We start from the raw sequence: 24,682 nt of genomic DNA, 5'->3' as shown, positions 1-24,682 counted from the left end.
CATGGACGAATTCCGTGCCCTGCACGTCCCCGGATCCCCGCTGCTGCTGCCGAACGCGTGGGAGTTCGGCGTCGGCGCCTTCCTCGCCGCGCAGGGCTTCCGCGCCCTGGGCACGACCAGCCTCGGCGTCTCGGCGGCGGCGGGGGAGCCGGACGGGGCACCGTCGACGCGCGACGCGACCGTCGCCCTCGCCACCCGCCTGGCGCGGCTGCACGCACTCGTCAGCGTCGACATCGCCGACGGCTTCAGCGCGGACCCGGCCGCGGTCGCCGATCTCGCGGCCGAGCTGGCCGGCGCGGGCGTCGTCGGCGTCAACCTCGAAGACGGCCGGATCGACGGCTCGCTCGCCCCGGTCGACGTCCAGTGCGCCCTGGTCACGGCGGTCAAGGAGCGCGCACCCGGCCTGTTCGTCAACGCCCGGACCGACACGCACTGGGCGGGGGACCGCTCGCTCGCCGAGGCCGAGCGGCGGGTGCGGGCGTACGCGGCGGCGGGCGCGGACGGCGTCTTCGTGCCCGGCCTCGCCGAGCCGGCCGACGTCGAGCGCATCGTCGGCGCCGGCCTGCCGCTCAACCTCCTGTTCCTGCCCGGCAAGGTCACCGTGGCCGGGCTGGCGGAGCTGGGCGTCGCGCGGGTCAGCCTCGGTTCGCTGCCGTACCGGATGGCCCTCGCCGCCGCGGCCGAAACGGCGCTGGCCGTGCGCGACGGCCGTGACCTGCCGCTGAGCCCGCCGGCCTACGCCGACGTCACCGCGCTGCTGCCGTAAATCGGGTGGGCCCGGCCCGGCCCGGTCTGCTTGGCTCGGGGCATGCGTGCCTTCGGAACCGACTTCGCCGCCCCGCCCGGATACCTGAACACGCCCAGCGTCGGCATCCCGCCCGCGCCGGTGGCCGAAGCCGTGGCCGAATCGGTGGAACGGTGGCGGACCGGCGCGATCCGGCCGGACGAGTTCGACGAGTACGTCACGCGGGCGCGGGCCGGGTTCGCGCGGCTGGTCGGCGTCGAACCCGGGCGTGTCGCGAGCGGCGCGTCGGTCTCGCAGCTCATCGCCAACGTCACCGCGGCGCTGCCCGCCGGCACCCGCGTGCTCGCCGCCGAAGGCGACTTCACCAGCGTGACGTTCCCCTTCGCGGTGCACCCCGGCGTCACGGTGACCGAGGTGCCCCTGGCGGAGCTGCCCTCGCGGGTCGAGGGCCACGACGTCGTCGCGGTGAGCGTCGTCCAGTCCGCCGACGGCCGGATCGTGGACCTGCCGGCGTTGCGGGCCGCGGCCGGAGCCGCCGGGGCGGCGGTGCTGCTCGACGCGACCCAGGCGGTCGGCTGGCTGCCGCTGGACCTCGCCTGGGCGGACTGGGTGGCCGGGACGGGCTACAAGTGGCTCGGTTCGCCGCGCGGCAGCGCGTGGCTCGCGGTGCGGCCGGACGCGCAGGAGCGCACCCGCGCGGTCGCGGCGAACTGGTACGCGGGGGAGAACCCGTGGGCCACGGTCTACGGCCTCCCGCTGCGCCTGGCCGGCGACGCCCGCGCGTTCGACCTCTCGCCCGCCTGGCTGGCCCAGGTCGGCTCCGCGGTGGCGCTGGAGTACTTCGCGGGCCTCGACCTCACCCAGGTCCAGGCGCACAACACCGGCCTCGCGGACACGCTGCTGGAGAAGCTGGGCCGGCCGCCACGCGGCACCGCGATCGTGTCGCTCGACGGCGACCCGGCCCGGGTCGCCGAGGCGGGCATCGTGTCGAGCGTCCGCGGCGGCCGGGTGCGGGTCGGCTTCCACCTCTACAACACCCTTGACGACGTCGAACGCGTCTTACCCGCATTCGAGTGAACCTCGAAAGCGGGGTGAACTACCGTATGACCCCGTGGTTGGTGCGCATTTCACCCCAGGCCCGTCCGACACGGCCCCGCTGGGCGCGGTGCCCCCGCAGCCCCGGCCGCCCGTGCCGGGGCCGCCGGCTCGTGACACCCGGTCCCTGTTGCTCAGGGGGGCCGGGCTGGTCGCGATCGCCGTCGTCTCCGGGCTGCTGTGGTTCCTGATCCGGCACGACTCGACGCCGGACCAGCCGGTCGCGCAGCCGCCGGCGCAGAACACCGGTCAGTTCAAGTTCACGCTGGTCGCGGGGCCGGCGAAGACGACGGACTGCGTCGAGAAGTCCTACGGCAAGACGAAGGCCTTCTTCCAGGACACGCCGTGCCAGTCGCTGGTGCGCGCGCTGTACACGACGGAGTCGGGCGGCGCGAAGGCGCTGGTGTCGGTCGTTGTGGTCGGGATGCCGGACTCGGCGAAGGCGAAGGCGCTCAAGGCGCTGACCGAGCAGGACGAGACCGGCAACGTCACCGACATGGTGAAGGACAAGACGTTCGCCGGCACCGGCACTCCGAGCGTGAGCGGCACGGACGCGGCCTACTCGTCGAAGGTCGACGGCACGAACACGACGATCGTGCTGGCCGACTTCTACGCCAAGCACAAGGACAAGGACCTGATCGAGAAGATCGCCGACGACGCCCTCCGCCTGTCGGCCGACCTGCACCCCTGACCCGCCCTGCCGCGGCCGGTCGTGAGTGGTAAGGCGGGTGGGGACCCGCCTTACCACTCACGACGGGTCAGCCCGACTGGCCGGGCATGGCGATCGCCACCGGCTTCTCGCCCGCCTCGGACCGCCACGGCGTGCCTCGCCGCGAGGCCGCCACCAGGGCGTGCAGCGCCGTCGTGCGCAAGCCGGCGTCGTCGGTGTGGTCGATCACCGCGAGCCACGCCGCCGCGCAGTCCGCTTCGGCCGTCGCCACCACCTGGGACGCCGACTTCGCGTCCGTCACCGGGGTCTTCGGCACGTACGCCGCCTCCGGGGCCACCGGGGTCGCCCCGGCCGCCGAGAGCGTCGTCTGCAGGTAGTCGCGGCGCAGGGCGTGCTCCGCCGTGCCGCTCTTCTGCGCGTCGCCGAATTCGCCCGGCAGGAACGCGCTGACCAGCCCGTACACCCACATCGCCGCGTGCTCGGCCGCCAGCGCCACCTGGAGCGGGTCGACCGCCTCCGGGGGCACCGCGCCGGCCGGGGCCGTCCCCACCTTCGGGGCGTCCTCGCCCGGGCCCAGCGCGGGGGCGGTGCGCTGCAGCGCCGCGCAGCCCGCCGCCACGGCCGCGACCAGCCCGGCGCGGTAGCGCGGCAGCCCGCCGACGAGGTCTTCGGCCTGCTTGCGGGCGGCCGCCAGCCGGTCCTTCAGGCCGCCCAGCGCCGCGGGGGCCGGTGGGGCCGCGGACGGCGACGGCTTGGGCCGGTTCAGCCGGTCCACTTCGGACTTCAACGCGGCCGCGTGGGCCGCGCGCGCGTCGGCCAGCTGGCCGGCGGCGTCGGCGTCGGCGCCCTTGGCCAGCGCCCGCGCGGCGTCGGCGTCGGCCTGGGCGGCGGCCAGCAGCGGCTGCAGCGGGTCGGGGCTTTCGTCGTAGCCCGGCCCGCAGGCGGCGAGGGGAACGGCCAATGCGGCCAGCGCCCCCGCACGGAGGGCGCCGCGGCGGGTCAGCTCGGTCGGTCTTCCGGTCACGCCGCCCCATCCTGCCAGGCCCCGGGGCGGCCCCGCCGCTCGCGCGGGGTCAGCGGGCGACCGGATAAGCTGGTCCACCACCGACCCGCGTACCCCCGGTCCGAACCAAGGAGAGCCCCACGTGCCAGGAGAACTCGCCAGCCGGCTTCAGCCGATAGTGGCCGAAGCCGTCACCGCCGCGGGTTTCGACCTCGATTCGTTCGAGGTGCAGCAGGCCGGCCGGCGCCAGCTGGTCAAGGTCGTCGTCGATTCCGACGACGGGGTCGGGCTGGACGAGATCGCCGAGATCAGCCGCACGGTCTCGGCGACGCTCGACGAGAACGAGCACGTGCTCGCGAGCGCCTACACGCTGGAGGTCACCTCGCCGGGCCTCGACCGCCCGCTGACCCAGCCGCGGCACTGGCGGCGCGCGAAATTCCGCCTGGTGAAGGTCAGCCCGGCGGAGGGCGCGCCCTTCGTCGGCCGGGTCGGTCACGCGGGCCAGGACGCCGCCCGCGTCCTGGCCGGCGGCAAGCTCCGCGACGTCCGCTACGCCGACGTGGCGAAGGCGGTCGTGGAGATCGAGTTCAAGCAGCCGCCCGCCGAGGACCTGAAACTGCTCGAAGACGACGCGTCCGGCATGATCGCTGCCGGTCAGGCCGAGACGGAGAAGGGGTCGAAGTGAACGTCGACATCGCCGCGTTGCGGGCGATCGAACGGGACAAGGACATCCCCTTCGAAACGGTGATCGAGGCCATCGAGACGGCCTTGCTCACCGCTTACAAGCACACCGAGGGCCACCAGTCGCACGCCCGCATCGACATCGACCGCAAGACGGGCCTGGTGCGCGTGCTCGCGCACACCCTGACCCACGACGGCGAGGTCGACGAGGAGTGGGACGACACCCCCGAGGGGTTCGGCCGGATCGCCGCCACCACCGCCCGCCAGGTCATCCTGCAGCGGCTGCGTGACGCCGAGCACGAGAAGACCTTCGGCGAGTTCTCCACCAAGGAGGGCGAGATCGTCGCCGGTGTCATCCAGCGCGACGCCCGCGCCAACGCGCGTGGCATGGTCGTGGTCCAGGTGGGTGACACCGAGGGCGTGCTGCCCTCCGGCGAGCAGGTCGCCGGGGAGTCCTACGAGCACGGCAGCCGGATCAAGGCGTACGTGGTCACGGTGTCGCGCAGCAACCGCGGCCCGCAGATCACGCTCTCGCGCTCGCACCCCAACCTGGTGCGCAAGCTGTTCGCGCTGGAGGTGCCCGAGATCGCCGACGGGACGGTGGAGATCGCCGCCGTGGCGCGCGAGCCGGGGCACCGCACGAAGATCGCGGTCAAGTCCACCGTGGCGGGCGTCAACGCCAAGGGCGCCTGCATCGGCCCGGTCGGCGCGCGCGTGCGCAACGTGATGAGCGAGCTGGCCGGCGAGAAGATCGACATCATCGACTTCTCCGAGGATCCCGCCCGCTTCGTCGGGAATGCGCTGTCGCCCGCCAAGGTTGTTTCGGTACGAGTCGTGGACGAGCGGGCGAAGACCGCCCGGGTCGTCGTGCCGGACTTCCAGCTGTCGCTGGCGATCGGCAAGGAGGGCCAGAACGCCCGCCTCGCCGCCCGTCTGACCGGCTGGCGGATCGACATCCGCAGCGACGCCGCACCGGTGGACGACGAGGGTGATCAAGACCACGCCCGTCCGCCGCGGCCCGCCGCGGCAACCGGTTCGGCTGAGTGAAGGTCGAAGCGCTAGACTCAGGAGTGGTTCGAAGCCCGCGGCGGGTAGCCGAGCACCAGCCCCACCGGATTTCCCCGGTGCGGACTTGTGTCGGCTGCAAGCGGCGGGCGTTGATCGGTGAGCTGCTGCGCGTGGTCGCGGTGGCCGGGCGGGTGGTCGTCGACGAGCGTCGGCGGCTGCCGGGCCGGGGAGCGTGGCTGCACCCCGACCCGGACTGCCTGGCCAAGGCCGAACGGCGGCGAGCCTTCCCGAGAGCCTTGCGGGCTCTCGGGGCGCTCGATGCCCGCGAGGTCCGCGAGCACGTCGGGCGCACCACCCCGCACCACGAGCCCGGGACATCCCCGGGGTCGCGAGGATTCAAGGAAGCAGGTCGACCCGTCATGAGTCAGCCGTGAAGCTGAAGCCATGAGCGTCAGACAATAAGGACGAGGTCAGCGGGTTTTCCGCCTGGCCTCCCCTAGATGAGGAGAGTTGTGCCAGGCAAGGCCCGCGTACACGAGCTCGCGAAAGAGCTCGGCATCACCAGCAAGGACGTGCTCGCGAAGTTGAAGGAACAGGGCGAGTTCGTCAAGTCCGCGTCGTCCACGGTCGAGGCGCCCGTCGCCCGCCGTCTTCGCGACGCGTATGCGCCCAAGGGCGCCAAGAAGCCCACCCCCGGTCCGTCGGCGCGCCCCGGCCCGCCGGCCGCCAAGCCCGGTGCGCCCGCCGCCCCGAAGCCCCCAGCGCCTGCCCAGCAGGCTCCGGCGGCCAAGGCGGCCCCGGCCCCGGCCGCGGCTCAGGCCGCACCCCAGCAGCAGGCGCCCGCGGCGTCGAAGCCGGCTTCCCCGGGGCAGCGCCCCGGCCCCCGGCCCGGCCCGCGTCAGCAGCCCGCCGCACCCGCACCCCAGGAGCAGGTCCCGGCCGCGAAAGCGGACGCGCCCGCCGCTCCCAAGCAGGACACCCCGGCCACGCCCCCCGCGGGCGGCACCGGTTCGGTCGTCCCGCCGAAGCCGCAGGGCCCCAAGCCCGGCGGTCCCAAGCCCGGCCCGCGCACCCCGCGCGTCGGCAACAACCCGTTCGGCGTCGGTTCCGGCGCCCCGCCGCGTCCGCAGGGCCCGCGCCCCGGTGGCGGCCAGGGCGGCGACAACCGGCCCCCGCGTCCCGGCGGTGGCGCCGGCGGTGACCGTCCGGCCCCGCGGCCGGGTGGTGGCGCCGGTGGCAACCGGCCGAGCCCGGGCAACATGCCCCCGCGGCCGAACCCCGGCATGATGCCGGGCCGCACGCAGCGTCCCGCCGGTCCCGGTGGCGGTGCCCGCGGTGGTCCCGGTGGCGGTGCCCGTGGCGGCCCCGGTGGCGGCGCTCGTGGCGGCCCCGGTGGCGGTGCCGGCGGCGGTTTCCGTGGCGGTCCCGGTGGCGGTGGCGGCGGCGGTGGCTTCCGCGGCGGCCCCGGTGGCGGCGGCGGTGGCGGCGGCTTCCGCCCGGGTGGCGGCGGTCCCGGTGGCGGCGGCGGTGCCCCGGCCGGTGGCGGCGGCTTCCGCGGTGGCGGCGGCGGTCGTGGCGGCCCCGGTGGCCGTGGCGGTACCGCGGGTGCCTTCGGGCGTCCCGGTGGTCCCTCGCGCAAGGGCCGCAAGTCGAAGCGGCAGAAGCGCCAGGAGTACATGGACAACATGCAGGCGCCCAGCGTCGGCGGCGTTCGCCTGCCCAAGGGCCAGGGCGAGACGATCCGACTGCCGCGCGGTGCCTCGCTGACCGACTTCGCCGAGAAGATCGACGCCAACCCGGCTTCGCTGGTGCAGGTGCTGTTCCACCTCGGCGAGATGGTCACCGCGACGCAGTCCGTGTCGGACGACATCCTCGAGCTGCTCGGCGGCGAAATGAACTACCACGTTCAGGTCGTCAGCCCCGAGGAGGAGGACCGCGAACTGCTGGGGACCTTCGACATCACCTACGGCGACGACGCGGGTGGCGAAGAGGACCTGCAGGTCAGGCCGCCGGTCGTGACCATCATGGGTCACGTCGACCACGGTAAGACCCGCCTGCTCGACACGATCCGGAAGACGAAGGTCCGCGAGAGCGAGGCCGGCGGCATCACGCAGCACATCGGTGCGTACCAGATCGAGACCGAGCTCGAGGGCAACCCGCGCCTGATCACCTTCATCGACACCCCGGGTCACGAGGCGTTCACCGCCATGCGTGCCCGTGGTGCGAACTCGACCGACATCGCGGTGATCGTGGTAGCGGCCGACGACGGTGTGATGCCGCAGACGGTCGAGGCGATCAACCACGCGCAGGCCGCCAAGGCCCCGATCGTGGTCGCGATCAACAAGATCGACAAGGAAGGCGCGAACCCGGACAAGATCCGGCAGCAGCTGACCGAGTACAACCTCGTGGCCGAGGAGTACGGCGGCGACACGATGTTCGTCGAGATCTCCGCGCGGCAGAACATCAACATCGATGGCCTGCTCGAGGCGATCCTGCTGACCGCCGACGCCGCTCTGGACCTCCGGGCCAACCCGGACATGGAGGCCCAGGGTGTCGCGATCGAGGCACACCTCGACCGCGGCCGCGGCCCGGTGGCCACGGTTCTGGTCCAGCGCGGCACGCTGCGCGTCGGTGACTCGGTCGTGGCGGGTGACGCCTACGGCCGCGTCCGCCGGATGGTCGACGAGCACAACGTCGACGTCACCGAGGCGCTGCCGTCGCGTCCCGTCCAGGTCATCGGGTTCACCTCGGTGCCGGGTGCGGGTGACACCTTCCTGGTGGTCGACGAGGACCGCGTCGCCCGGCAGATCGCCGAGCGCCGGTCGGCTCGTACGCGGAACGCGCTCAACGCGTCGCGCCGCAAGCGGGTCAGCCTCGAGGACCTCGACTCCGCCTTGAAGGAGACGAACAGCCTCAACCTGATCATCAAGGGTGACAACTCGGGTACGGTCGAGGCCCTCGAAGCCTCGCTGCTGCAGCTGGACGTCGGCGACGAGGTCGAGCTGAACGTGGTCCACCGCGGTGTCGGTGGCGTGACCGAGTCGGACATCGACCTGGCGACCGCGTCCGACGCGATCGTCCTCGGGTTCAACGTCCGCGCCCAGGGCAAGGCGACCGAGCGGGCCACCCGCGAGGGCGTCGACGTCCGGTACTACACGGTCATCTACCAGGCGATCGACGAGATCGAGCAGGCCCTCAAGGGCATGCTCAAGCCGGAGTACGAAGAGGTCGAGCTGGGCCGCGCGGAGGTTCGCGAGGTCTTCAAGTCCTCCAAGATCGGCACGATCGCGGGTTGCCTGGTCATGTCCGGCGAGATCCGGCGCAACGCGCGGGCCCGGCTGCTGCGCGACGGCACTGTCGTCGCGGAGAACCTGCCGGTCAGCTCGCTGCGGCGGTTCAAGGACGACGTGGTCGAGGTCCGCGAGGGCTACGAGTGCGGTCTGACGCTCGGTTCGTACGGCGACCTCAAGGTCGGCGACCTGATCGAGACGTACGAGCAGCGCGAGAAGCCCCGCGCGTAAGGACGATCGACACCGGGTGTGCGTTCTCGCGCACACCCGGTGTCTCCCTACTACACCACCCAAACTGCCTATGTTCGTCGGAGCTCTTGAGCTCGACATCCTGCTCGGCGACGTCCATTCGCTGAAGCAGAAGCGATCCGTGGTCCGTCCGGTGCTGGCCGAGGTGCGCAAGCGCTTCGCCGTCTCAGTGGCCGAAGCCGGGCACACCGATCTGCACCGCCGGACCCTCATCGGGGTGGCCGTGGTCGCCGAAGCGGGCGAACACGTCCGTGACGTGCTGGACTCGTGTGAGCGGTACGTGGCGAGCAGACCGGAGTTCGAACTGCTCTCCGCGCACCGCCGGCTGCTGGGTCCGGACGATTAGACCTTTCTAGGAGAACGACATGGCTGATCCGGCTCGGGCTCGCAAGCTCGCCAAGCGGATCTCGCAGATCGTCGCGTCGGCGATCGAACACGAGGTCAAGGACACGCGGCTGGACTACGTGACCATCACGGACACGAAAGTCACCGGCGACCTGCACGACGCCACGGTGTACTACACGGTGCTCGGCGAGAAGCTGGACATCCCCCCGGACTTCGCCGGCGCCGCCGCCGCGCTCGAATCGGCGCGCGGGATGCTCCGCACGAAGGTCGGGCAGGGCACCGGCGTCCGCTACACGCCGACGCTGACCTTCGTCGCCGACACGATTCCCGAGGAGTCGAAGCGCATCGAGGACCTGCTGGCGAAGGCCCGTGAGGCCGACGCCGAGGTCGCGCGGCGCGCGGCCGAAGCCCAGCACGCCGGCGAAGCCGACCCGTACAAGGCTCCTCGCGAGACCGAAGACGCCGAAAACGACGAGCTCGCGGAGGAGGAGAGCCGGGGCTGACCCCGTGCTCTCCCGCCGCGGCCTGCTCGCCGGTAGCGCACTCGCGCTGCTGGCGGGCTGCTCGTCCGCACCCGCCGGGCCCCCGCCCGGCCCACCCGCTGTGCCGGAGCCGACCCACCCGTCGGCGCTGCGCGACCCGGTGACGGTCCAGCGCATGCACTCGGCGGCCCGCGGTACCGACGTCGACCTGGTGCTCATCACGCCCGAAGGCGTCCCGGCCTCGGGGCTGCCGGTGTGCCTGGCCCTGCACGGCCGAGGCGCCCAGGCGCGGACGTTCCTATCCCTCGGCGTGCCTGCGCTGCTGACGGCGGCGGTCCGCGCGGGAACGCCGCCGTTCGCCATCGCGGCGATCGACGGTGACCACTACTGGGTGAACGTCGGTTCGGACGACGACCCGCAGCGCATGCTCACCGACGAAGTCCCCGGCTGGCTGGCGAGCCGCGACCTGCGTCCGGCGTCGGCGGTGTTCGGCATTTCGATGGGCGGCTTCGGCGCGTTGCGCTTCGCCCGCGCCCACCCGGACCTGAAGGCGGTGGCCACGGCGAGCGCGGCCCTGTTCGTCAGCTGGCCGGACGCCCGCAGCCGCAAGGTCTTCGCGGACGAGGCGAACTGGCGCGACTCCGAACCGCTGCTGCACCCGGCCGAGCTGCGTCCCGGCGGCATGGGTGTGTGGTGCGGCGAGTCGGACCCGTTCCTGGGGGCGGATCGCCGGCTGGTGAAGGCGGTTTCGCCGGCCGTGTCCCGGTTTTCCCCGGGCGGGCACGATGACGAATACTGGCGGGGCGTACTGCCGGAGATCGTGAAGTTCGTGGGGGAGCGCCTGTCGTGACCGACCCGTCCGGCCTGTCCAAGGCCGTCTGGACCGACGCCGACTTCCCGCAGATGGGCTGGCACGACTGCCGCATCCACGCACTCGGCTTCCTCGAGGACGACGACCCGCCACCGGGCCGGCTCCTGCTGGACCTGGACTACATCGTCCGCTGGGTCGAGCCCGCCCGGCGCGAGAAGCACTTCACGTTCTGGATCACCCCGGCGACGTTGGTGTTCGACCAGGCTTGGGACATCACCGGCGACATCGGCCCGCTGCACGGAAGCCTGGAGATAGCGGACCTCCACCGCCTCGACCCACCGGACGACAAGCCCTACCCGCTGTGGCACATCGAGGGGCACGAGTTCGACCTCAAGTTGCGGGCGCGGGGCTTCCGGCAGTACCTGCGGATGGCGCCGAAGCACGTCCCCCGGCAGGTCCTGGCCATGACCGAGCGCGGCGGACTCAGCTTCGCCGAGCAGGCGTTCGCCTGATACTCCCGCGGCAGTCAGGGTGTGGTGGCCGCGGGTTGCCAGAATCAGGCAAAGCCACCTAGATTGCAAAGGAATGCATCAGAAGGGGAAGAACGCGGCTCCGAGGTTGCAATAAGAGGGGATCATGACTGAACCGCCGGATATCGAGCGGTTGGTGGATGATTGGGAGCGGGACGCCACCGAAAAGGCGACCCGTTACCGGCAAATGCAGCAGCAGGTCGAGCAGATCTCGATCACCGAGTCGGTCGCGGACGGCGCGGTGCGCGTCACGGTGGGGGCCAACGGCATCCCGACCGGCGTCGCGATGACCGGCGCGGTGCGGACGATGAGCCCCGAGCAGATCGCGGGCGCGGTGATGGCGGCGATGCGCAAGGCCCAGTCACGCTACCCCGAAAAGATACGGGAAATCTTGGCCGGCACGGTGGGCGACGATGCCACGAGCCGGCACCTGGTCGAAGTGGCCGAACGGAACTTCCCGGCTCCGGAGGAAAGCGCGGAAGACGAGGCAGCGCTGCCGGGCCGGCAACTCCGGGTGGAAATCGAAGACGACGGAGAACGGCCGGCGCCGCCTCGCCGGCCACCGCGATCGCGCGAGAACGACGACGGCGAGGATTTCGGCGACCGGAGTTTCTTGCGCCGCGATTGAGGTGAAGGGGGATCACCGTGTCCGACGGGCCAGGGTATGAGGTGCTGACCGAGGAACTCGGCACCCACGCGGGCAAGGTCGACGCGCTGGCGCAGCGGCTCGAGGCGGCGGTGGGGGCCGCCCAGCAGGTGACCATGGACAACAGCGCCTACGGGGTGATCTGCCAACCCTTCGCCATGCTGCTCGACCCGTTCGAACAGCGGGGCGTCGAGGCGTTGCGGCAAGCCGGCCGATCCGTCACCGACACCGCCGGCAAGGTGCGCGACGCCGTCCAGGCCTACCGGAACCAGGAGCACGAGGCCGGCCAGGCGATCAGCAAGCTCGGGAAGCCGCTGGAATGAGCAATCCGCTGGTCGCCAAGCCCCAGTCGCAGACCACCGCGGTGACCGGGATCGGCATCGCCGAGTCGGCCACCGACCTCGCGAACGGGGTCAAGGACGGGTCGTGGGTCGAGTTCGGCATGGGCGCTCTCGGCGCGGGCATGGAAGTCCTGTCGCTGGTCATCGACCCGATCGGCACCCTGGCGCAGTACGGCGTGTCGTGGCTGATCGAACACGTCCAGCCGTTGAAGCAGGCGCTGGACTGGCTCGCCGGGAACCCGCCGGTGATCCAGTCGTTCGCCGACACGTGGGCGAACGTGGCCCAGGAGGTCGGCGCGATCGCCGGCGACTTGGCGAACGAGGCGAAGACCGGGACTGCCGGGTGGACCGGTGAGGGCGCCGACGGCTACCGCGCCCGCGCCGCCGAGCAGTGCGACGCCATCGCCGGGGCGGGGACCCTCGCCGACGGGATCTCCACCGGCGTCATGATCATGGGCCAGGTCGTGGCCATGGTCCGGGAAACCGTGCGTGACCTGGTGGCCGAACTGGTCGGGAAGCTGATTTCGTGGGCCTTGGAGGAGGCCTGCACCCTCGGGTTCGCCACTCCGGCGGTGGCCGTACAGGCGACGACCGCGATCACGAACGCGATCCGCAAGGTTTCGGACCTGATCCGGAAACTGGTCAAGACGGTCGGCAACGCCGCACCCAAGATCCGCAAGATCGTCGACAAGCTCGGCGAAATCCTCGAAAAGCTGGGCAAGCTCGGTCGCCGGGCCGGCCGCCGCTCCGACGGTGTCACTCCTTCCGCGCATGCCGGCTCCCATGCCGACGCGCCACACCTCGCGGAGGGCACGACACCGGCTCACGCGCCGGACAGCCCGGATGCCCCCGCGGCTTCGCACGCGCCCGACGGCACCAGCCCGTCGGCCACCACGCCGTCGTCGAGCCGGATCAAGGACAACGTCGGCGAGCCGCGCGACAACGCCGTGCCCGCCGACAAGCTCCGGTGCGAGCAGGATCCGGTGGACGTCGCCGGCGGGCGGCTGGTCATGGCGCAGACGGACGTGGAGCTCCTCGGCGTGCTCGCGGTGACCGTGCGGCGGGTGCACCTGTCGTCCTACCGGGCGGGGCGGTCCTTCGGTCCGAGCTGGGCTTCGACGCTGGACCAGCGGCTGGAGATCGAAGCGGAGGGGGTGTACTTCGCCGCCGACGATGGCACGCTGCAGGTGTTCCCGCACCCCGCTCCCGGGTACCCGGTCCAGGCCGGAGAGGGCCCGCGCCGGACACTCGAGCGCGACGGCGACGGCGGGTACCGGCTGACCGACTTCGCGCAGCAGCACGTGCTGCACTTCGGCCCCGGCGGTGCGATGCGTCCGATCGCGGCGACCACCGATCGGAACGGGAACCGGATCGACTTCCGGTACACCGGCTCCGGAGCACCGGCCGAAATCCGGCACAGCAGCGGCTACCGGATCCGCGTCGAATGCGACGGAGCCTTGGTCACCGCGCTGTACCTCGCCGACGCGGACGGCGACGAACTGCCCTTGACGCGCTACCGGTACCGGGACGCCCGGCTGGCGGAAGTCGTCAACGCGTCCGGTCTGGCACTGCGCTTCGACTACGACCGGGCGGGTCGGGTGACCGGCTGGACCGACCGGAACGGCGGCTGGTACCGGTACTCCTACGACGCCGCCGGCCGCGTGGTGCGCACCGAGGGCCCCGGCGGCGCGATGAGCGGCGCGATGGAGTACGACTCCGACGATCGCGTCACCCACTCGATCGACTCGCTGGGTGGCCGCACGACGTTCCACCTCAACGAAGCTCGGCAGGTGGTGCGGGAGGTCGACCCGCTCGGTCACGAGACCCGGTTCGAGTGGGATCGCTTCGACCGCCTGTTGTCCCGCACCGACGCGGTGGGGCGGACCGATCGTTACCGGTACGACGAGCGCGGCGACCTCGTCGCCGTCACCCGCCCCGACGGCAGCCAGTTCCTGTTCGAATACGACGACTTCCACCTGCCGGTGACCGTCATCGGTCCGGATGGCGCCACCACCCGCCGCGAGTACGACGACCGCGGCAACGTCACGAAGGTCACCGATCCCGCGGGCGGGGTGACCGAGCTCGCCTACGACGAGCGTGGCGGTCTCGTCCGGGTCACCGATCCGCTGGGACACACCCGGCTGCTCACGAGCGACGCGTTCGGGCTGCCCGCTTCGAGCACTGACCCGCTCGGCGCCGTCGCCCGGTACGAGCGGGATCGGTTCGGAAGGCTGATCGCGATCACCGACCCGAACGGCGGCGTGACCCGCTTCGGCTGGACCGTCGGCGGCGGCCTGGCGTGGCGTACCCTGCCCGACGGTTCACGGGACGAGTGGGGGTACGACGGCGAAGGCAACTGCCGGGTGCACACCGATCCGCTCGGGCAGGTGACCCGCACCGAATACACCGCCTTCGACCTGCCGAGCGCCGAACGGCGGCCCGACGGCACGAGCCTGGAATTCAGCTACGACACCGAGCTGCGGCTCACCGGCGTCCGCAACGAACTCGGCCTTCTCTGGCAGCGCGAGTACGACGCGGCCGGCAACCTGGTGCGGGAGACCGACTTCGACGGCCGGACGCTCACCTACCGCCACGATCCCGCGGGCCGGCTGGTGGAGCGTGTCAACGGGGCCGGGGAGCCGATGCAGTTCGGCTATGACCTGCTCGGCAACGTGGTCGAACGGCGCACCGCGAGCAGGGTTGCGACCTTCGCCCACGATCCGGCCGGCCGGCTGATCCACGCGAGCGACGGCACGACGGAGCTGTCCTTCGTCCGCGATGCGCTCGGCCGGGTGATCGAAGAGGTCTGCAACGGCCGTTCGGTCGTCTCCCGGTACGACGCGCTCGGGCGCCGGGTCGGGCGGCGCCTGCCGTCCGGTGCGGAGGCGGTCTGGGAGTACGACCCCAACGACCAGCCGCTCGCGCTGCACACAGCCGGCCGAACCGTCCGCTTCCGGTACGACCCGGCCGGGCGGGAGCTGCAGCGGCAGATCGGAACGGACGTCGTGCTGGCGCAGCGGTGGAGCGCCAACTCCCAGCTCATCTCCCAGACCATCGCCGGACCCGGGGGCCGGCTGCAGGACCGTTCGTACTCCTACCGGGCGGACGGCCTGCTGACCGGGATCGACGATCGCCTGACGGGGCGCAGGTCCTTCGAACTGGACGCCGGTGGCCGGGTCACGGCGGTGGCCGGCCCCGGCCGGCGCGAAACCTACCGCTACGACGCGGCGGGCAACCTCACCGGCGCGTTCCGGCCGGACGACCGGACCGATCCCGACGTCCAGGGGGAACGCCGCTACCGGGGAACACGCCCGCAGAGCGCGGGGCAGGCCCGGTACGAGCACGACGCGCAGGGCCGGGTGGTGCTGCGGCAGCGGAAGCGGTTGTCGCGCAAGCCCGACACGTGGCGCTACTCCTGGGACGCGGAAGACCGCCTGGTGGAGGTCCGCACCCCCGACGGCACACGCTGGCAGTACCGCTACGACCCGCTGGGACGGCGGATCGCGAAGCAACGGTTCGGGGCGGACCGCGAGCACGTCGTGGAGCAGATCGACTTCGTCTGGGACGGCGTCGTCCTCGCCGAACAGGTGCGCCGGGTCTCGGGTTCCGCCGACCACCGGCTGACGGCGTGGGAGTACGAACCCAACCGGTTCACCCCGGTCGTGCAGCGCGAGGGATCGTGGACGGCGGATCGTCCGCAGGACTGGTACGACGAGCGGTTCTACGCCATCGTCACCGATTTCGCCGGCGCGCCGACGGAACTGGTGACCGAGCGCGGCGCCATCGCCTGGCACCAGCGCACCAGCCTCTGGGGCCGGACGATCGCCGGCAGCGGCGGGACGGGAGGCGCCACCACCCCGCTGCGGTTCCCCGGCCAGTACGCCGACCCGGAATCGGGCTTCAACTACAACCACCACCGCCACTACGACCCGGACACCGGCCGGTACGCGAGCGCGGATCCGCTGGGCCTGGCCGCCGGCTCGAACCACTACCGCTATGCGGCCAACCCCCTGATGACCATCGACCCGCTCGGCCTGGTCTCCTGCACGCTCAACGCGTACGCCGACGGCCTGCGCGGCACCAACCAGGGCAGCACGCCTCGCGTCGCTTCCGAGTACACCACCCCGTCCGGCCGGAGGTATCGTGGGCACAACCGGGAAGGGGTGCCCATTCCAGACCACCTGCGCCAAGAAATGGAGCAGATCGCTCCCCTGAGCAATCGTCACGGGGCATGCGCGGAGGTCAATGCCCTGTCGAGGGCATATCACGAGGAACGAGCCGCGGCACTCGCGGCGGGCCACCTGCCGGACGAGGCGGACGCTCTTGCCCGGCAGGCCATCCGGGGCGGGTCCATGGAATCGGTGCGCGTGCGGCCGATCGGCAGTCCGGCCAATTCCCACGGCACGCCGATCGACCCTTGCCCGCCCTACTGCACACCGTTGCTGGCACGCTTGGGGATCAGCTGGCCGGGAGGGCCGTGAACGTGGGAGTCTTCGACGCTCTGCCGCCCGCGGTGGTGTCCACATTGGAGGCGGCAGGCTGGAGCCGGAGCCGGCGCGTACCGATCGACGGGTGGGTGGAAGCGCTGCGGCCGGAGGGTTTCGTGCTCTCCGACGTGGCCGCGGAAGTCTTGAGCTCGTTGGGCGGCCTCGAAGTCCCCCCGGTGGTGAAGGGACCGTACGCCCATCCCCTGCTTTTCGAGCCGGTCCTCGCCGGCGGCGGCGCCCATGACATCGCGGAGGAGTTCGAAGCCCGCTACGCGCAGCGCTTCTATCCGGTGGCGGAATGGATCTCGAACGCCTGCGTCTTCGTGGGGGAGTCCGGCAAGGTCGTGTCCTACGACGACGTCGAATGGTTGGAGATCGGGGACAGTTTCGGCGAGGCGTTGGAGGTCTTCCTGCTGGCTTCCCGCTCCCCGAAGGTGCTGCGCGAGAACTAAGGGATGTCTCGTAACCCCGGCATCGGGGTGGGTGGGTCGTTGTGGTAATTGATCATGTCGTGGTGCAGGTGATCACAGCGTCGCGACCGGAGTGGACCGCCCCGTTCGCCGGGCTGGAACCGGGCACAGTTCCGCAAGGTGGTGCGGCTGGTCGCCAAGCGCGGCGGGGACGAGATCGCGGACGGGCGCCCTGGCCGGCAGTGGGCGTTGCCGCTGGCAGACCGGGTTCTGCTGGTCGCGACCTACTGGCGGACGAACCTGACGATGCGTCAGATCGGTCCGCTGCTGGCGCTGGCGCCGGTCCGCAAACGCCGGTCGACTCCGTGGCGATCGTGGACGGCACCCTGGTCCCGATCCGGGATCACCGGCTGGCGACGCCGTCGAAGAACTACCGATATTCGACCAACGTGCAGGTCGCGATCGATGCCGAGACCAGACTGGTGATCGCCACCGGCGACCCGCAGCCGGGCAGCCGCAACGACTGCACCGTCTACCGCGACTCCGGCATCGCCGACCAGCTCGCCGATCGGCCGGTGATGGCCGATGGTGGTTACCAAGGCAATTCCGGGGTTGTCATGCCGTACCGCAAACCCCGCGACGGCAGCGAGCTGCCGGACTGGAAAGAAGGCGGCCGCACATGGCTGTTCAGTAGGTAGCAGCCGTCGTAGGAGAGGCATTCGCACCAGAACTCGTAGCTGTTGCGCCGGCCGCCCAGATCGCCGGTCAGGTAGTAGAACCGCCGGTCGCCGGTGTCGGCGAGCTTCTTCACGCACGCCTCGTACTCGGGGGTGCCCGGGTTCGGGCAGCAGGACCCCGCGTCGCAGCCCGCGTTCTTCTGCACGTACCCGAGGCACGAACCGTCCGTGCAGGCGTTCCAGGTGGGGCCGACGGTGAAGCTGCCGCTGCCGGCGGCACCCCGGGCCAGGGTGGTGATCTTGTTCTTGTTCCAGCTCTGCGCCTCGTACAGATACTTCCGTTCGGTGGCGCGGACGGTGCTCATCGACGCCTTGCTCGTCACGGCCAGCGAGGCGTTGCTGCCGTAGGCGTAGCCACCGGTGATCGAGTACGTGTTTGCCGGTGAAGTGGCCGTTCGGGTCACCGGTGAACCCGGGCGCGGTCTTGATCGCGCAGTTGTTCCGCGGGTTGGTGCCCGGCTGGAACTCGCCGCAGTAGTAGACGTCGCCGCTGTTCACCGGAACGGGGTAATCGCGCTGGCTCCACGTCCAGAAGTTGTGCTGGACGGCGTTGCTCGACGGGTCGAACACGACGTAGCCGAGCCGCAGGTAATTGCTGCCGGCGGCGTCGGTGAACCCGGCCACGCTGACCACCCAGTTCTGCTTGCCCAGCGGCGGCGGCGCGGCGTGCGCCGCGGACGCGCCGAGCAGCAGCGTCGAGGCGAGCACCGAGAGGACGACAGTAACGAAAACGCCGAATCGGGCGGAAAACCCCCATCAACATGGTGGGAGCTAACTCATGAACGCACTATTTCGAAGCGAACAAAATCGCCTGCGGCACCTCGGCCCCGGGGCGCAGCAGCCATTCGGCTTCCACGGTGAACCCGGCGTCCCGTACCCGGCGGGCCAGCCACCACGGCTGCCGGAGGTGGATGTTGACCCGCATCGGGTGCCCGCCGTAGCCCTCGGTCTTCAGCCGGGTGCCCGCGCCGACGTGGTAGCCGATCGTCAGCAGCCCGCCCGGCCGCAGCACGCGGTGGAAGTGACCCAGCGTCACCGGCACCGACTCGTCCGGGACGTGGATCAGCGACCAGGACGCCAGCACGCCCGCGACCGACGCGTCGGGCAGCGCGAGGTCCGTCATCGACCCCACCTCGAACCGCAGCCCGGGGTGTGACCGGCGCGCGAGGTCGATCATCCCCGGTGACAGGTCGATGCCGGACGCGTCGACGCCCAGCGAAGCCAGGTACGCCGTGAAGTGCCCCGGACCGCAGCCGACGTCCACCGCCGGGCCGTCGACCCGGGATGCGAACAGCGTCAGCGCCGCCTTGAGGTACGGCTGTTCCTCAAGCGCATCAGAGACGAACTCGGCGTAGCTCGACGCCACCGTGTCGTACGAGGTGGCGGTGTCCGCGAGCCAGGTCATCGCGCGCGCAGGCCGTCGAGGACCATGCCGAGCGCGCGCCGCCAGTCCGGGGTGGCGGTCGCCGCGGCGAACACGATCGCGAGGTCGGGCCCGCGGAAGTCCGGCCGCAACGCCCCTGCTTCCTGGGCACGCGAGATGATCCGGTTCATCCGGGAACCGTTGGCCTGCTTGGCTTTCTCCAGCCCCGACGCCGGGTCGAAGGTCCGCGAGCAGACTTCGGTGAAGCCGCGGTCGGAGACCTGCATCAGCACCGAACGCTCGAGGAACAGGACGAAACCCGCCCAGGGGTCCTCGCACGCGAGGGCCTCCTCCAACACGGCCTGAGCCTCTTCCAGCGTCGGCAGGAAGGCGGCTTCGACGAGGTCCGCCCGCGTCGGGAACCGGTTGTAGAGGGTGCCGATCGCGACCTCGGCGCGCCGCGCGATTTCGTCGAGCGGGGCGTCGACCCCCTTGGCGCCGAAGACTTCCCGCGCCGCCGCGACCAGGGCTTCCCGGTTGCGGCGGGCGTCCGCGCGCAGGGGACGTTGCTCGACGGTCACGGTCCGCGAGTATAACCGTGTACGCCTGAGCGGCTCGCCTGGTTGCCTTCTGATCGGAACCTCACAGTGCCCACCTCGGGGGCCGGGCGGGAGCACAATGGTGCCAGCGGGGGTGAACCCGCACCGAGACGGCCACCGAGGGGAGGTCGGCACCATGCACTCCGACCTTTCCCCGTCCGGCCGCACCGGAGTCCTCCTGGTCGGCACCCGCGGGCAGCGGGGCCCCGGGGAGGTGCTGATCAGGATCAGGGGTGGCTTGGAAACCTTCCTGGCCTGGTCCGACACGGAGCTGCCGAAGGGCACGACCGTCCTGGTCGTGGAAACCCGGGGCCGGCGCACGGTCGACGTCGTGGCGTGGGACGCCTCGGATCCCGCTTCCTAGTGCTCGCAGAAGGAAAATCGATGTTCGGTTATCGCGTGCCGGCCCCCAACGAGGCGATGCTGATCTCCGGGGGCAACAGCAAGAGCGCGGCGCCGTTCCGGGTCGTCACCGGCCACGGCGCGTTCGTCATGCCGGTCTTCCGGAAAGTCCGGTTCCTCACGCTCGCCATGTGCGAGGCCGAAGTGACCGAGGTGTGCGTGACGAAGCAGGCCATCGCCCTCACGGTCCGGGCGGTGATCGCGTTCAAGGTCGGCAACGACACCGAGAGCATCGTCAACGCCGGCCAGCGGTTCCTCTCCGACCAGGACCAGATGTCCGTGCTGACCGGCCGGATCTTCGCCGGGCACCTGCGGTCCATCATCGGCTCGATGACCGTCGAGGAGATCATCACCGAGCGGCAGAAGCTCGCCACCGAGGTGCTGGACGGCTCGGCCGTGGAGATGGCGAAGATCGGGCTCACCGTCGACGCCCTGCAGATCCAGTCGATCGACGACATGAAGCTCGGCTACATCGCCGCGATGGCCGCGCCGCACAACGCCGCCATCCAGCGGGATGCGCAGATCGCGCAGGCCGTGGCGAACAAGACCGCGGCGGAAGCCGAACAGGAGTCGCAGCGGACGCAGGCCGAGTACGCCCGGCAGACGTCGATCGTGCAGGCGAAGTACCGGGCCGAAGTCGAGGCGGCTCAGGCCCAGGCGTCCCAGGCCGGGCCGCTGGCGCAGGCGAAGGCGCAGCAGGAGGTCATCGACGCGCGCACCGAGCTGGCCCAGCGCGAAGCCGAACTGCGGCAGCAGCAGCTGGTCGCCGAGGTCATCAAGCCCGCCGACGCCGAGGCCGAGCGGATCCGCATCCTGGCGCTCGCCGAAGCGGAGAAGATGCGGGTGCAGGCGGAGGCGGCCGCGTCGAACAACCGGGTCGCGCTCGACCGGATGCTCATCGACCAGCTGCCGCAGATCGTCAAGGAAGCCGGCCGGGGCCTGGCGGGGGCGAACGTCAACATCCTCAACGGCGCCGACGGCCTCGGCGAGATGGCCGCGGGCCTCGTCGGCCAGGGACTGTCCATCCTGGACTCGGTGAAGCGGGGCCTGACCAACCCGCCGGCGCCCACACCCGCGCCGGAAGCGAACGGGCAGCTGCCCAAGCCGGGTGAGCTCACCGCGTCCTGAAAGCGCTTTGTCGACTCAGGAAGCCGGTTTCGCCGCGACGACCAGGTCACGCAGGATGGCCTGGTCCACGCGGTGGGCGAACTCGTCCCACGGCCCGCCCTCGCGGACGTCGAGGCCGGCCTTCCGGAGCACCTCGACGAGCTCTTCGCGCGGCAGCACGGTCGTGTTCCACGAAATCCCGAGCGCCCCGCCGGGTTTCAGCACCCGCGTCCACACCGGGACGGCCGCGGCGAGCAGGTCGCGCGGGCTGCGCTGCAGGCCCGTCTCGCGGTGGCTGCCGTGCTGGACGCCGTACGGCGCGTCGGCGACGATCACGTCGCAGGAGTTCGCCCGCAGCACCTCGTCGGTGGTCAGGGTGTCGGCGTTGAAATAGGTCAGTTTGCGCGTGTCGCCCGCTTTGTACGCTTCCTTGTCCAGCGCGTACTCGATGTCGAGCCGCCGGCCGAGCCGGACCTTGTTGCGGCGCAGCTGTCCCGACTCGGCGGTGTGCTTGACGCGCTTGTTCCGCAGCCACGTCTTGATGAACGCCTCGTAGGCCTCGAAGTCCTTGGCGTCGACGTCCAGGCCGGTCGCGTGCAGGCCGTACATCATCGCCTGGTTCAGCGTGGTGCCGCGGCCGCACAGCGGGTCGAGCAGGTACTTCGGCCGGTCCGAGAACGGGTCCGCCGTCGCCAGCAGCGTCACGTTCACCAGCAGCTTGGTGAACAGCTCGTTCGTCTTGCCCGCGTACTTCTGGATGGTCAGCAGGTCCGAGTCGGCCTTCGCCAGCGGTGTCACGGGCACCGGACGGAGGACGCCGTCACCCAGCTCGAACAGCGCGTACAGCGACGAGACGTTCGACAGGAGCGCGAGATCGCTCTCGCCGAGGGGCGCCGAGCTGGTGAAGCGCACGTAACCGACGCCGCCGAGCTCGACGTCGTCGATCGCGGACAGCTCGGCCGCCAGGCGCGCGCCGAACACCGCCAGCTCGGCGCGCAGCAGCGCGGGGGAGGAGGCGGCGTAGACCCGGTTGGCCGAGGGGTAGACCAGCATCGCGTACTCAGGCATCCCGCAGAGCGTAGCGTGACGCACCGTGACCTCTACTTCGGCGCAGGACATCCGGGACGCGGCGGCACTGCTCGCCCCGGCCACCGACGTGACGATCCTCGGCCACGTGCGGCCGGACGCGGACGCGCTGGGCAGCGCGCTGGCCCTCGGCCGGGCCCTGCGGCAGCGCGGCGCCCGCGTGCGCGTCTCCTTCGGCGAGCCCGACGAGGCCCCGGAGACGCTGCGGTGGCTCGACGAGGACGGCCTGCTCACCCACCCGGACGACCTCCCGGACTCCGAGGAGCTGCTCGTCTGCGTCGACACGCCGACGCCGAAGCGGCTCGGCCGGCTCGCCGGGCGCGTCGAGCTCGCCGGCGCGGTGCTGGTGATCGACCACCACGCGACCAACACGTTCTACGGCACCTGCCACGTCGTCGACGAGAGCGCCGAGGCCAGCGCGGTCCTCGTGTTCCGCGTCCTGGAGGCGCTGGGCGCCGAGCTGGACGAGCCGATCGCGCGCGGGCTCTACGCCGGGATCGTCACCGACACCAGCGGGTTCCGCCGGGCGAGCCCGGAGACGCACCGGATGGCGGCCCGGCTGCTCGAAGCGGGCGCCGATCCGGAAGCGATCGTGCGCCGGATCGTCGACGAGCGCCCGTTCGCCTGGCTGCCGATGCTCTCGTCGGTGCTCCGCGAGGCTCAGTTGGAGCCGGAAGCCGCGCAGGGCCGGGGTTTCGTGCACGCGGTGGTCGGCGTCGACGCGGCCCGCACGGTGCGCGCCGAAGAGGTCGAGTCGGTCATCGACGTCGTCCGCTCGGTGCGCGAAGCGGCCGTCGCGGCGGTGCTCAAACAGGACCCGGCGCACCCGGGGCAGTGGCAGATTTCGCTGCGTTCGATCGGGATCGACGTCTCGGCGGTGGCGGCCGAGTTCGGCGGCGGCGGGCACCGGCAGGCCGCGGGCTGCACGATCGCGGGCTCCGCCGACGAGGTTGTCGCGGGCCTGCGTGCCGCGTTGGAGCGGGCCCCGCTGCTGTAGCGCGCCCGGTCCGGATGCAGTGAATGACTCATTCCTGACGTCCGATGCGGTGAATGAGTCATTCACTGCGTTCGGTCGGGTTCCCGCCGGTCAGGACGGTCGGTGGCGGCGGTTAGAGTCCGGTTCGTGGTGAACGTGGAGGAGATCGAGCGGGTCCCGGCGAAGCGCGTGCTCGGCCTGGCCGTGCCCGCGCTGGGGGTGCTGGCCGCCGAGCCGCTGTACGTGCTGGTCGACACCGCCGTGGTCGGTCACCTCGACGCGCTGTCGCTGGCCGGGCTCGCGCTCGGCGGCGTCGTGCTGGCCCAGGTGTCGAGCCAGCTGACGTTCCTGTCCTACGGCACGACGTCCCGCACCGCCCGGCTGCACGGCGCCGGCCGCCGGGCCGACGCGGTGCGCGAAGGCGTCCAGGCGACGTGGCTGGCGGTGTTCGTCGGGCTCGTCGTGCTGGCCGCCGGGCAGCTGCTGGCCTGGCCGATCGCGCGGGTGCTTTCGGGGAGTGACGAGATCGCGTCCGCCGCCGTGTCGTGGCTGCGGATCGCGTTGTTCGGGGCGCCGCTGATCCTGGTCACCATGGCCGGCAACGGCTGGATGCGCGGGGTGCAGGACGCCGCGAAGCCGTTGCGGTACGTGCTGGCGGGCAACGGGATCTCGGCCGTGCTGTGCCCGGTCCTCGTGTACTGGGCGGGGTTGGGGCTGGAAGGTTCGGCGATCGCGAACGTCGTCGCGCAGGTCATTTCGGCGTCGCTGTTCTTCGTGGCGCTCGCGCGGGAGAAGGTCGGGCTCCGGCCGGACTTCAAGGTGATGCGCGCGCAGCTCGGCCTCGGCCGCGACCTGGTGCTGCGCAGCCTGGCGTTCCAGGCGTGCTTCGTCTCGGCGGCGGCCGTGGCGGCCCGGACGTCGACCGAGGCCGTCGGGGCGCACCAGGTGGTGCTGCAGCTGTGGACGTTCCTGGCGCTGGTGCTGGACTCGGTGGCGATCGCCGCGCAGTCGCTGGTCGGGGCGGCACTGGGGGCGAACGCGGCCCGGCAGGCGCGCGGGGTCGCGTCGCAGATCACCGGGTACGGCTTGCTGATGGGCTGCTTCCTGGGCGTGCTGTTCGCCGCGTTGTCGGGGGTGCTGCCGCACGCGTTCACGTCCGACCCGGGCGTGCTGGCGGAGATCCCGCACGCGTGGTGGTTCTTCGTGGCGTTGCAGCCGATCGCGGGAGTGGTCTTCGCCCTGGACGGCGTCCTCCTGGGCGCGGGCGACGCGGCCTTCCTCCGCAATGCGACGCTCGGCAGCGCGGCGCTGGGCTTCCTCCCGCTGATCTGGGCCTCCCTCGGCTTCGGCTGGGGCCTCACGGGCATCTGGACCGGCCTCTCCTGCTTCATGCTCCTCCGCCTGGCCGCGGTCCTGGTCCGCTGGCGCTCGGGAAACTGGGCGGTGACCGGCGCCACCCGCCCAGCCTGACGTGTCCGGAGAGGCATCTCGCGTGATTGAGCAGGCATCTCGCGTGATCCGGGATGGGCGTGACCCGGTTTGACGGACATCTGAGATCAGGGGGCGTGAGCCTCCGGAAGGATGTCCCTCATCATGGAGACCATGGGCAAGAGGAAGCC

General features: G+C 71.6%; 24 protein-coding genes and 1 pseudogene. 20 read left to right on the top strand and 5 right to left on the bottom strand.

Annotated features, from left to right (window positions below):
- Position 1 precedes the first annotated feature (1 nt).
- From AB0F52_RS44920 to AB0F52_RS44910, 3 genes are all read left to right on the top strand, one after another.
- The gene (locus tag AB0F52_RS44920) at positions 2 to 766 is read left to right on the top strand and encodes an isocitrate lyase/phosphoenolpyruvate mutase family protein (protein ID WP_360184531.1); all 765 of its coding nucleotides are present in this window, start codon (positions 2 to 4) and stop codon (positions 764 to 766) included.
- A 42-nt stretch (positions 767 to 808) separates the two neighbouring features.
- A complete protein-coding gene (locus AB0F52_RS44915) occupies positions 809 to 1,822 on the top strand; it encodes an aminotransferase class V-fold PLP-dependent enzyme (protein ID WP_360184529.1) in 1,014 nt (337 codons plus the stop codon).
- 112 nt (positions 1,823 to 1,934) lie between these two features.
- A complete protein-coding gene (locus AB0F52_RS44910; RefSeq protein ID WP_360184761.1) occupies positions 1,935 to 2,531 on the top strand; it encodes a hypothetical protein in 597 nt (198 codons plus the stop codon).
- A 67-nt stretch (positions 2,532 to 2,598) separates the two neighbouring features.
- Here the strand turns inward: AB0F52_RS44910 and AB0F52_RS44905 are convergent, their stop codons facing one another.
- Positions 2,599 to 3,534 (bottom strand): ferritin-like domain-containing protein, encoded by a 936-nt coding sequence (locus AB0F52_RS44905; RefSeq protein WP_360184527.1) that lies wholly within the window; start codon positions 3,532 to 3,534, stop codon positions 2,599 to 2,601.
- A gap of 121 nt (positions 3,535 to 3,655) precedes the next feature.
- Between AB0F52_RS44905 and rimP the strand changes: the two genes are divergently transcribed.
- The 13 genes and pseudogenes from rimP to AB0F52_RS44840 form a co-directional block, all read left to right on the top strand.
- Positions 3,656 to 4,198: a ribosome maturation factor RimP gene (gene rimP / locus AB0F52_RS44900; RefSeq protein ID WP_360184524.1), complete on the top strand. Its 543-nt coding sequence runs from the start codon at positions 3,656 to 3,658 to the stop codon at positions 4,196 to 4,198.
- Positions 4,195 to 5,241: a transcription termination factor NusA gene (gene nusA, locus AB0F52_RS44895; RefSeq protein ID WP_360184522.1), complete on the top strand. Its 1,047-nt coding sequence runs from the start codon at positions 4,195 to 4,197 to the stop codon at positions 5,239 to 5,241. Before rimP ends, nusA begins: the two co-directional genes overlap by 4 nt.
- 77 nt (positions 5,242 to 5,318) lie before the next feature.
- The gene (locus AB0F52_RS44890) at positions 5,319 to 5,636 is read left to right on the top strand and encodes a YlxR family protein (protein ID WP_103335065.1); all 318 of its coding nucleotides are present in this window, start codon (positions 5,319 to 5,321) and stop codon (positions 5,634 to 5,636) included.
- A gap of 78 nt (positions 5,637 to 5,714) precedes the next feature.
- Entirely contained in the window at positions 5,715 to 8,723 is a 3,009-nt protein-coding gene (gene infB / locus AB0F52_RS44885) for a translation initiation factor IF-2 (protein WP_360184520.1), read from the top strand.
- Between the two features lie 70 nt (positions 8,724 to 8,793).
- Positions 8,794 to 9,087: a DUF503 domain-containing protein gene (locus AB0F52_RS44880; RefSeq protein ID WP_013228120.1), complete on the top strand. Its 294-nt coding sequence runs from the start codon at positions 8,794 to 8,796 to the stop codon at positions 9,085 to 9,087.
- A 19-nt stretch (positions 9,088 to 9,106) separates the two neighbouring features.
- Positions 9,107 to 9,589, top strand: a complete 483-nt coding sequence (gene rbfA / locus AB0F52_RS44875; RefSeq protein ID WP_360184516.1) for a 30S ribosome-binding factor RbfA — start codon at positions 9,107 to 9,109, stop codon at positions 9,587 to 9,589.
- Between the two features lie 4 nt (positions 9,590 to 9,593).
- On the top strand, positions 9,594 to 10,418 hold the full coding sequence (locus AB0F52_RS44870) for an alpha/beta hydrolase-fold protein (protein WP_360184513.1): 825 nt from the start codon (positions 9,594 to 9,596) through the stop codon (positions 10,416 to 10,418).
- Positions 10,415 to 10,891, top strand: coding sequence for a hypothetical protein (locus AB0F52_RS44865; protein WP_360184511.1), 477 nt, complete (start codon positions 10,415 to 10,417; stop codon positions 10,889 to 10,891). Before AB0F52_RS44870 ends, AB0F52_RS44865 begins: the two co-directional genes overlap by 4 nt.
- Positions 10,892 to 11,015: 124 nt before the next feature.
- Positions 11,016 to 11,537: a YbaB/EbfC family nucleoid-associated protein gene (locus AB0F52_RS44860; RefSeq protein ID WP_360184509.1), complete on the top strand. Its 522-nt coding sequence runs from the start codon at positions 11,016 to 11,018 to the stop codon at positions 11,535 to 11,537.
- Positions 11,538 to 11,554: 17 nt separating this feature from the next.
- On the top strand, positions 11,555 to 11,878 hold the full coding sequence (locus tag AB0F52_RS44855) for a type VII secretion target (protein WP_360184506.1): 324 nt from the start codon (positions 11,555 to 11,557) through the stop codon (positions 11,876 to 11,878).
- Positions 11,875 to 16,377, top strand: coding sequence for an RHS repeat-associated core domain-containing protein (locus AB0F52_RS44850; RefSeq protein ID WP_360184503.1), 4,503 nt, complete (start codon positions 11,875 to 11,877; stop codon positions 16,375 to 16,377). The genes AB0F52_RS44855 and AB0F52_RS44850 overlap by 4 nt, the downstream gene beginning before the upstream one ends.
- Positions 16,374 to 16,835 (top strand): SUKH-3 domain-containing protein, encoded by a 462-nt coding sequence (locus AB0F52_RS44845; protein ID WP_360184500.1) that lies wholly within the window; start codon positions 16,374 to 16,376, stop codon positions 16,833 to 16,835. The genes AB0F52_RS44850 and AB0F52_RS44845 overlap by 4 nt, the downstream gene beginning before the upstream one ends.
- A 62-nt stretch (positions 16,836 to 16,897) precedes the next feature.
- Positions 16,898 to 17,461 (top strand): annotated as a pseudogene (locus AB0F52_RS44840) (transposase); the annotation flags it as partial.
- On the opposite strand, the gene AB0F52_RS44835 reads toward AB0F52_RS44840, so the two are convergent.
- The 3 genes from AB0F52_RS44835 to AB0F52_RS44825 all read right to left on the bottom strand — a co-directional run bounded on the left by AB0F52_RS44835 (position 17,386) and on the right by AB0F52_RS44825 (position 19,474).
- Entirely contained in the window at positions 17,386 to 17,934 is a 549-nt protein-coding gene (locus tag AB0F52_RS44835; RefSeq protein ID WP_360184497.1) for a hypothetical protein, read from the bottom strand. The pseudogene AB0F52_RS44840 and the gene AB0F52_RS44835 sit on opposite strands and share 76 nt — an antisense overlap.
- A 383-nt stretch (positions 17,935 to 18,317) precedes the next feature.
- A complete protein-coding gene (locus AB0F52_RS44830) occupies positions 18,318 to 18,935 on the bottom strand; it encodes a class I SAM-dependent methyltransferase (protein ID WP_360184494.1) in 618 nt (205 codons plus the stop codon).
- Positions 18,932 to 19,474: a helix-turn-helix domain-containing protein gene (locus tag AB0F52_RS44825; protein WP_360184491.1), complete on the bottom strand. Its 543-nt coding sequence runs from the start codon at positions 19,472 to 19,474 to the stop codon at positions 18,932 to 18,934. Before AB0F52_RS44825 ends, AB0F52_RS44830 begins: the two co-directional genes overlap by 4 nt.
- A gap of 154 nt (positions 19,475 to 19,628) precedes the next feature.
- On the opposite strand from AB0F52_RS44825, the gene AB0F52_RS44820 reads away from it, so the two are divergent.
- Both AB0F52_RS44820 and AB0F52_RS44815 read left to right on the top strand, forming a co-directional pair.
- Complete coding sequence (locus tag AB0F52_RS44820; RefSeq protein ID WP_003084005.1) at positions 19,629 to 19,856, top strand: hypothetical protein; 228 nt, start codon at positions 19,629 to 19,631, stop codon at positions 19,854 to 19,856.
- 20 nt (positions 19,857 to 19,876) lie between these two features.
- Positions 19,877 to 21,022: an SPFH domain-containing protein gene (locus AB0F52_RS44815; RefSeq protein ID WP_360184488.1), complete on the top strand. Its 1,146-nt coding sequence runs from the start codon at positions 19,877 to 19,879 to the stop codon at positions 21,020 to 21,022.
- A 15-nt stretch (positions 21,023 to 21,037) separates the two neighbouring features.
- Here the strand turns inward: AB0F52_RS44815 and AB0F52_RS44810 are convergent, their stop codons facing one another.
- The gene (locus AB0F52_RS44810; protein WP_360184485.1) at positions 21,038 to 22,069 is read right to left on the bottom strand and encodes an SAM-dependent methyltransferase; all 1,032 of its coding nucleotides are present in this window, start codon (positions 22,067 to 22,069) and stop codon (positions 21,038 to 21,040) included.
- A gap of 25 nt (positions 22,070 to 22,094) precedes the next feature.
- On the opposite strand from AB0F52_RS44810, the gene AB0F52_RS44805 reads away from it, so the two are divergent.
- Together AB0F52_RS44805 and AB0F52_RS44800 are read left to right on the top strand one after the other, a co-directional pair.
- Positions 22,095 to 23,084 carry a bifunctional oligoribonuclease/PAP phosphatase NrnA gene (locus AB0F52_RS44805; protein WP_360184483.1) on the top strand — a complete coding sequence of 330 codons (990 nt, stop codon included), beginning with the start codon at positions 22,095 to 22,097 and terminating at the stop codon, positions 23,082 to 23,084.
- 129 nt (positions 23,085 to 23,213) lie between these two features.
- On the top strand, positions 23,214 to 24,533 hold the full coding sequence (locus AB0F52_RS44800; protein WP_360184760.1) for an MATE family efflux transporter: 1,320 nt from the start codon (positions 23,214 to 23,216) through the stop codon (positions 24,531 to 24,533).
- The last annotated feature ends 149 nt before the right edge of the window (positions 24,534 to 24,682 follow it).

It is taken from the genome of Amycolatopsis sp. NPDC024027, assembly GCF_040638975.1.
GTDB lineage: Bacteria > Actinomycetota > Actinomycetes > Mycobacteriales > Pseudonocardiaceae > Amycolatopsis.
Note: the sequence above shows the minus strand (reverse complement) of the source record. Positions and strands in the feature narration are given on the sequence as shown.

Excerpts from the sequence above, each read along its gene's own strand:
- AB0F52_RS44915 (WP_360184529.1), top strand. The coding sequence starts at position 809 with ATGCGTGCCTTCGGAACCGACTTCGCCGCCCCGCCCGGATACCTGAAC.
- AB0F52_RS44830 (WP_360184494.1), bottom strand. The coding sequence starts at position 18,935 with ATGACCTGGCTCGCGGACACCGCCACCTCGTACGACACGGTGGCGTCG.
- AB0F52_RS44860 (WP_360184509.1), top strand. The coding sequence starts at position 11,016 with ATGACTGAACCGCCGGATATCGAGCGGTTGGTGGATGATTGGGAGCGG.
- AB0F52_RS44920 (WP_360184531.1), top strand. The coding sequence starts at position 2 with ATGGACGAATTCCGTGCCCTGCACGTCCCCGGATCCCCGCTGCTGCTG.
- AB0F52_RS44815 (WP_360184488.1), top strand. The coding sequence starts at position 19,877 with ATGTTCGGTTATCGCGTGCCGGCCCCCAACGAGGCGATGCTGATCTCC.
- AB0F52_RS44880 (WP_013228120.1), top strand. The coding sequence starts at position 8,794 with ATGTTCGTCGGAGCTCTTGAGCTCGACATCCTGCTCGGCGACGTCCAT.
- AB0F52_RS44850 (WP_360184503.1), top strand. The coding sequence starts at position 11,875 with ATGAGCAATCCGCTGGTCGCCAAGCCCCAGTCGCAGACCACCGCGGTG.
- AB0F52_RS44820 (WP_003084005.1), top strand. The coding sequence starts at position 19,629 with ATGCACTCCGACCTTTCCCCGTCCGGCCGCACCGGAGTCCTCCTGGTC.
- rbfA (WP_360184516.1), top strand. The coding sequence starts at position 9,107 with ATGGCTGATCCGGCTCGGGCTCGCAAGCTCGCCAAGCGGATCTCGCAG.
- AB0F52_RS44810 (WP_360184485.1), bottom strand. The coding sequence starts at position 22,069 with ATGCCTGAGTACGCGATGCTGGTCTACCCCTCGGCCAACCGGGTCTAC.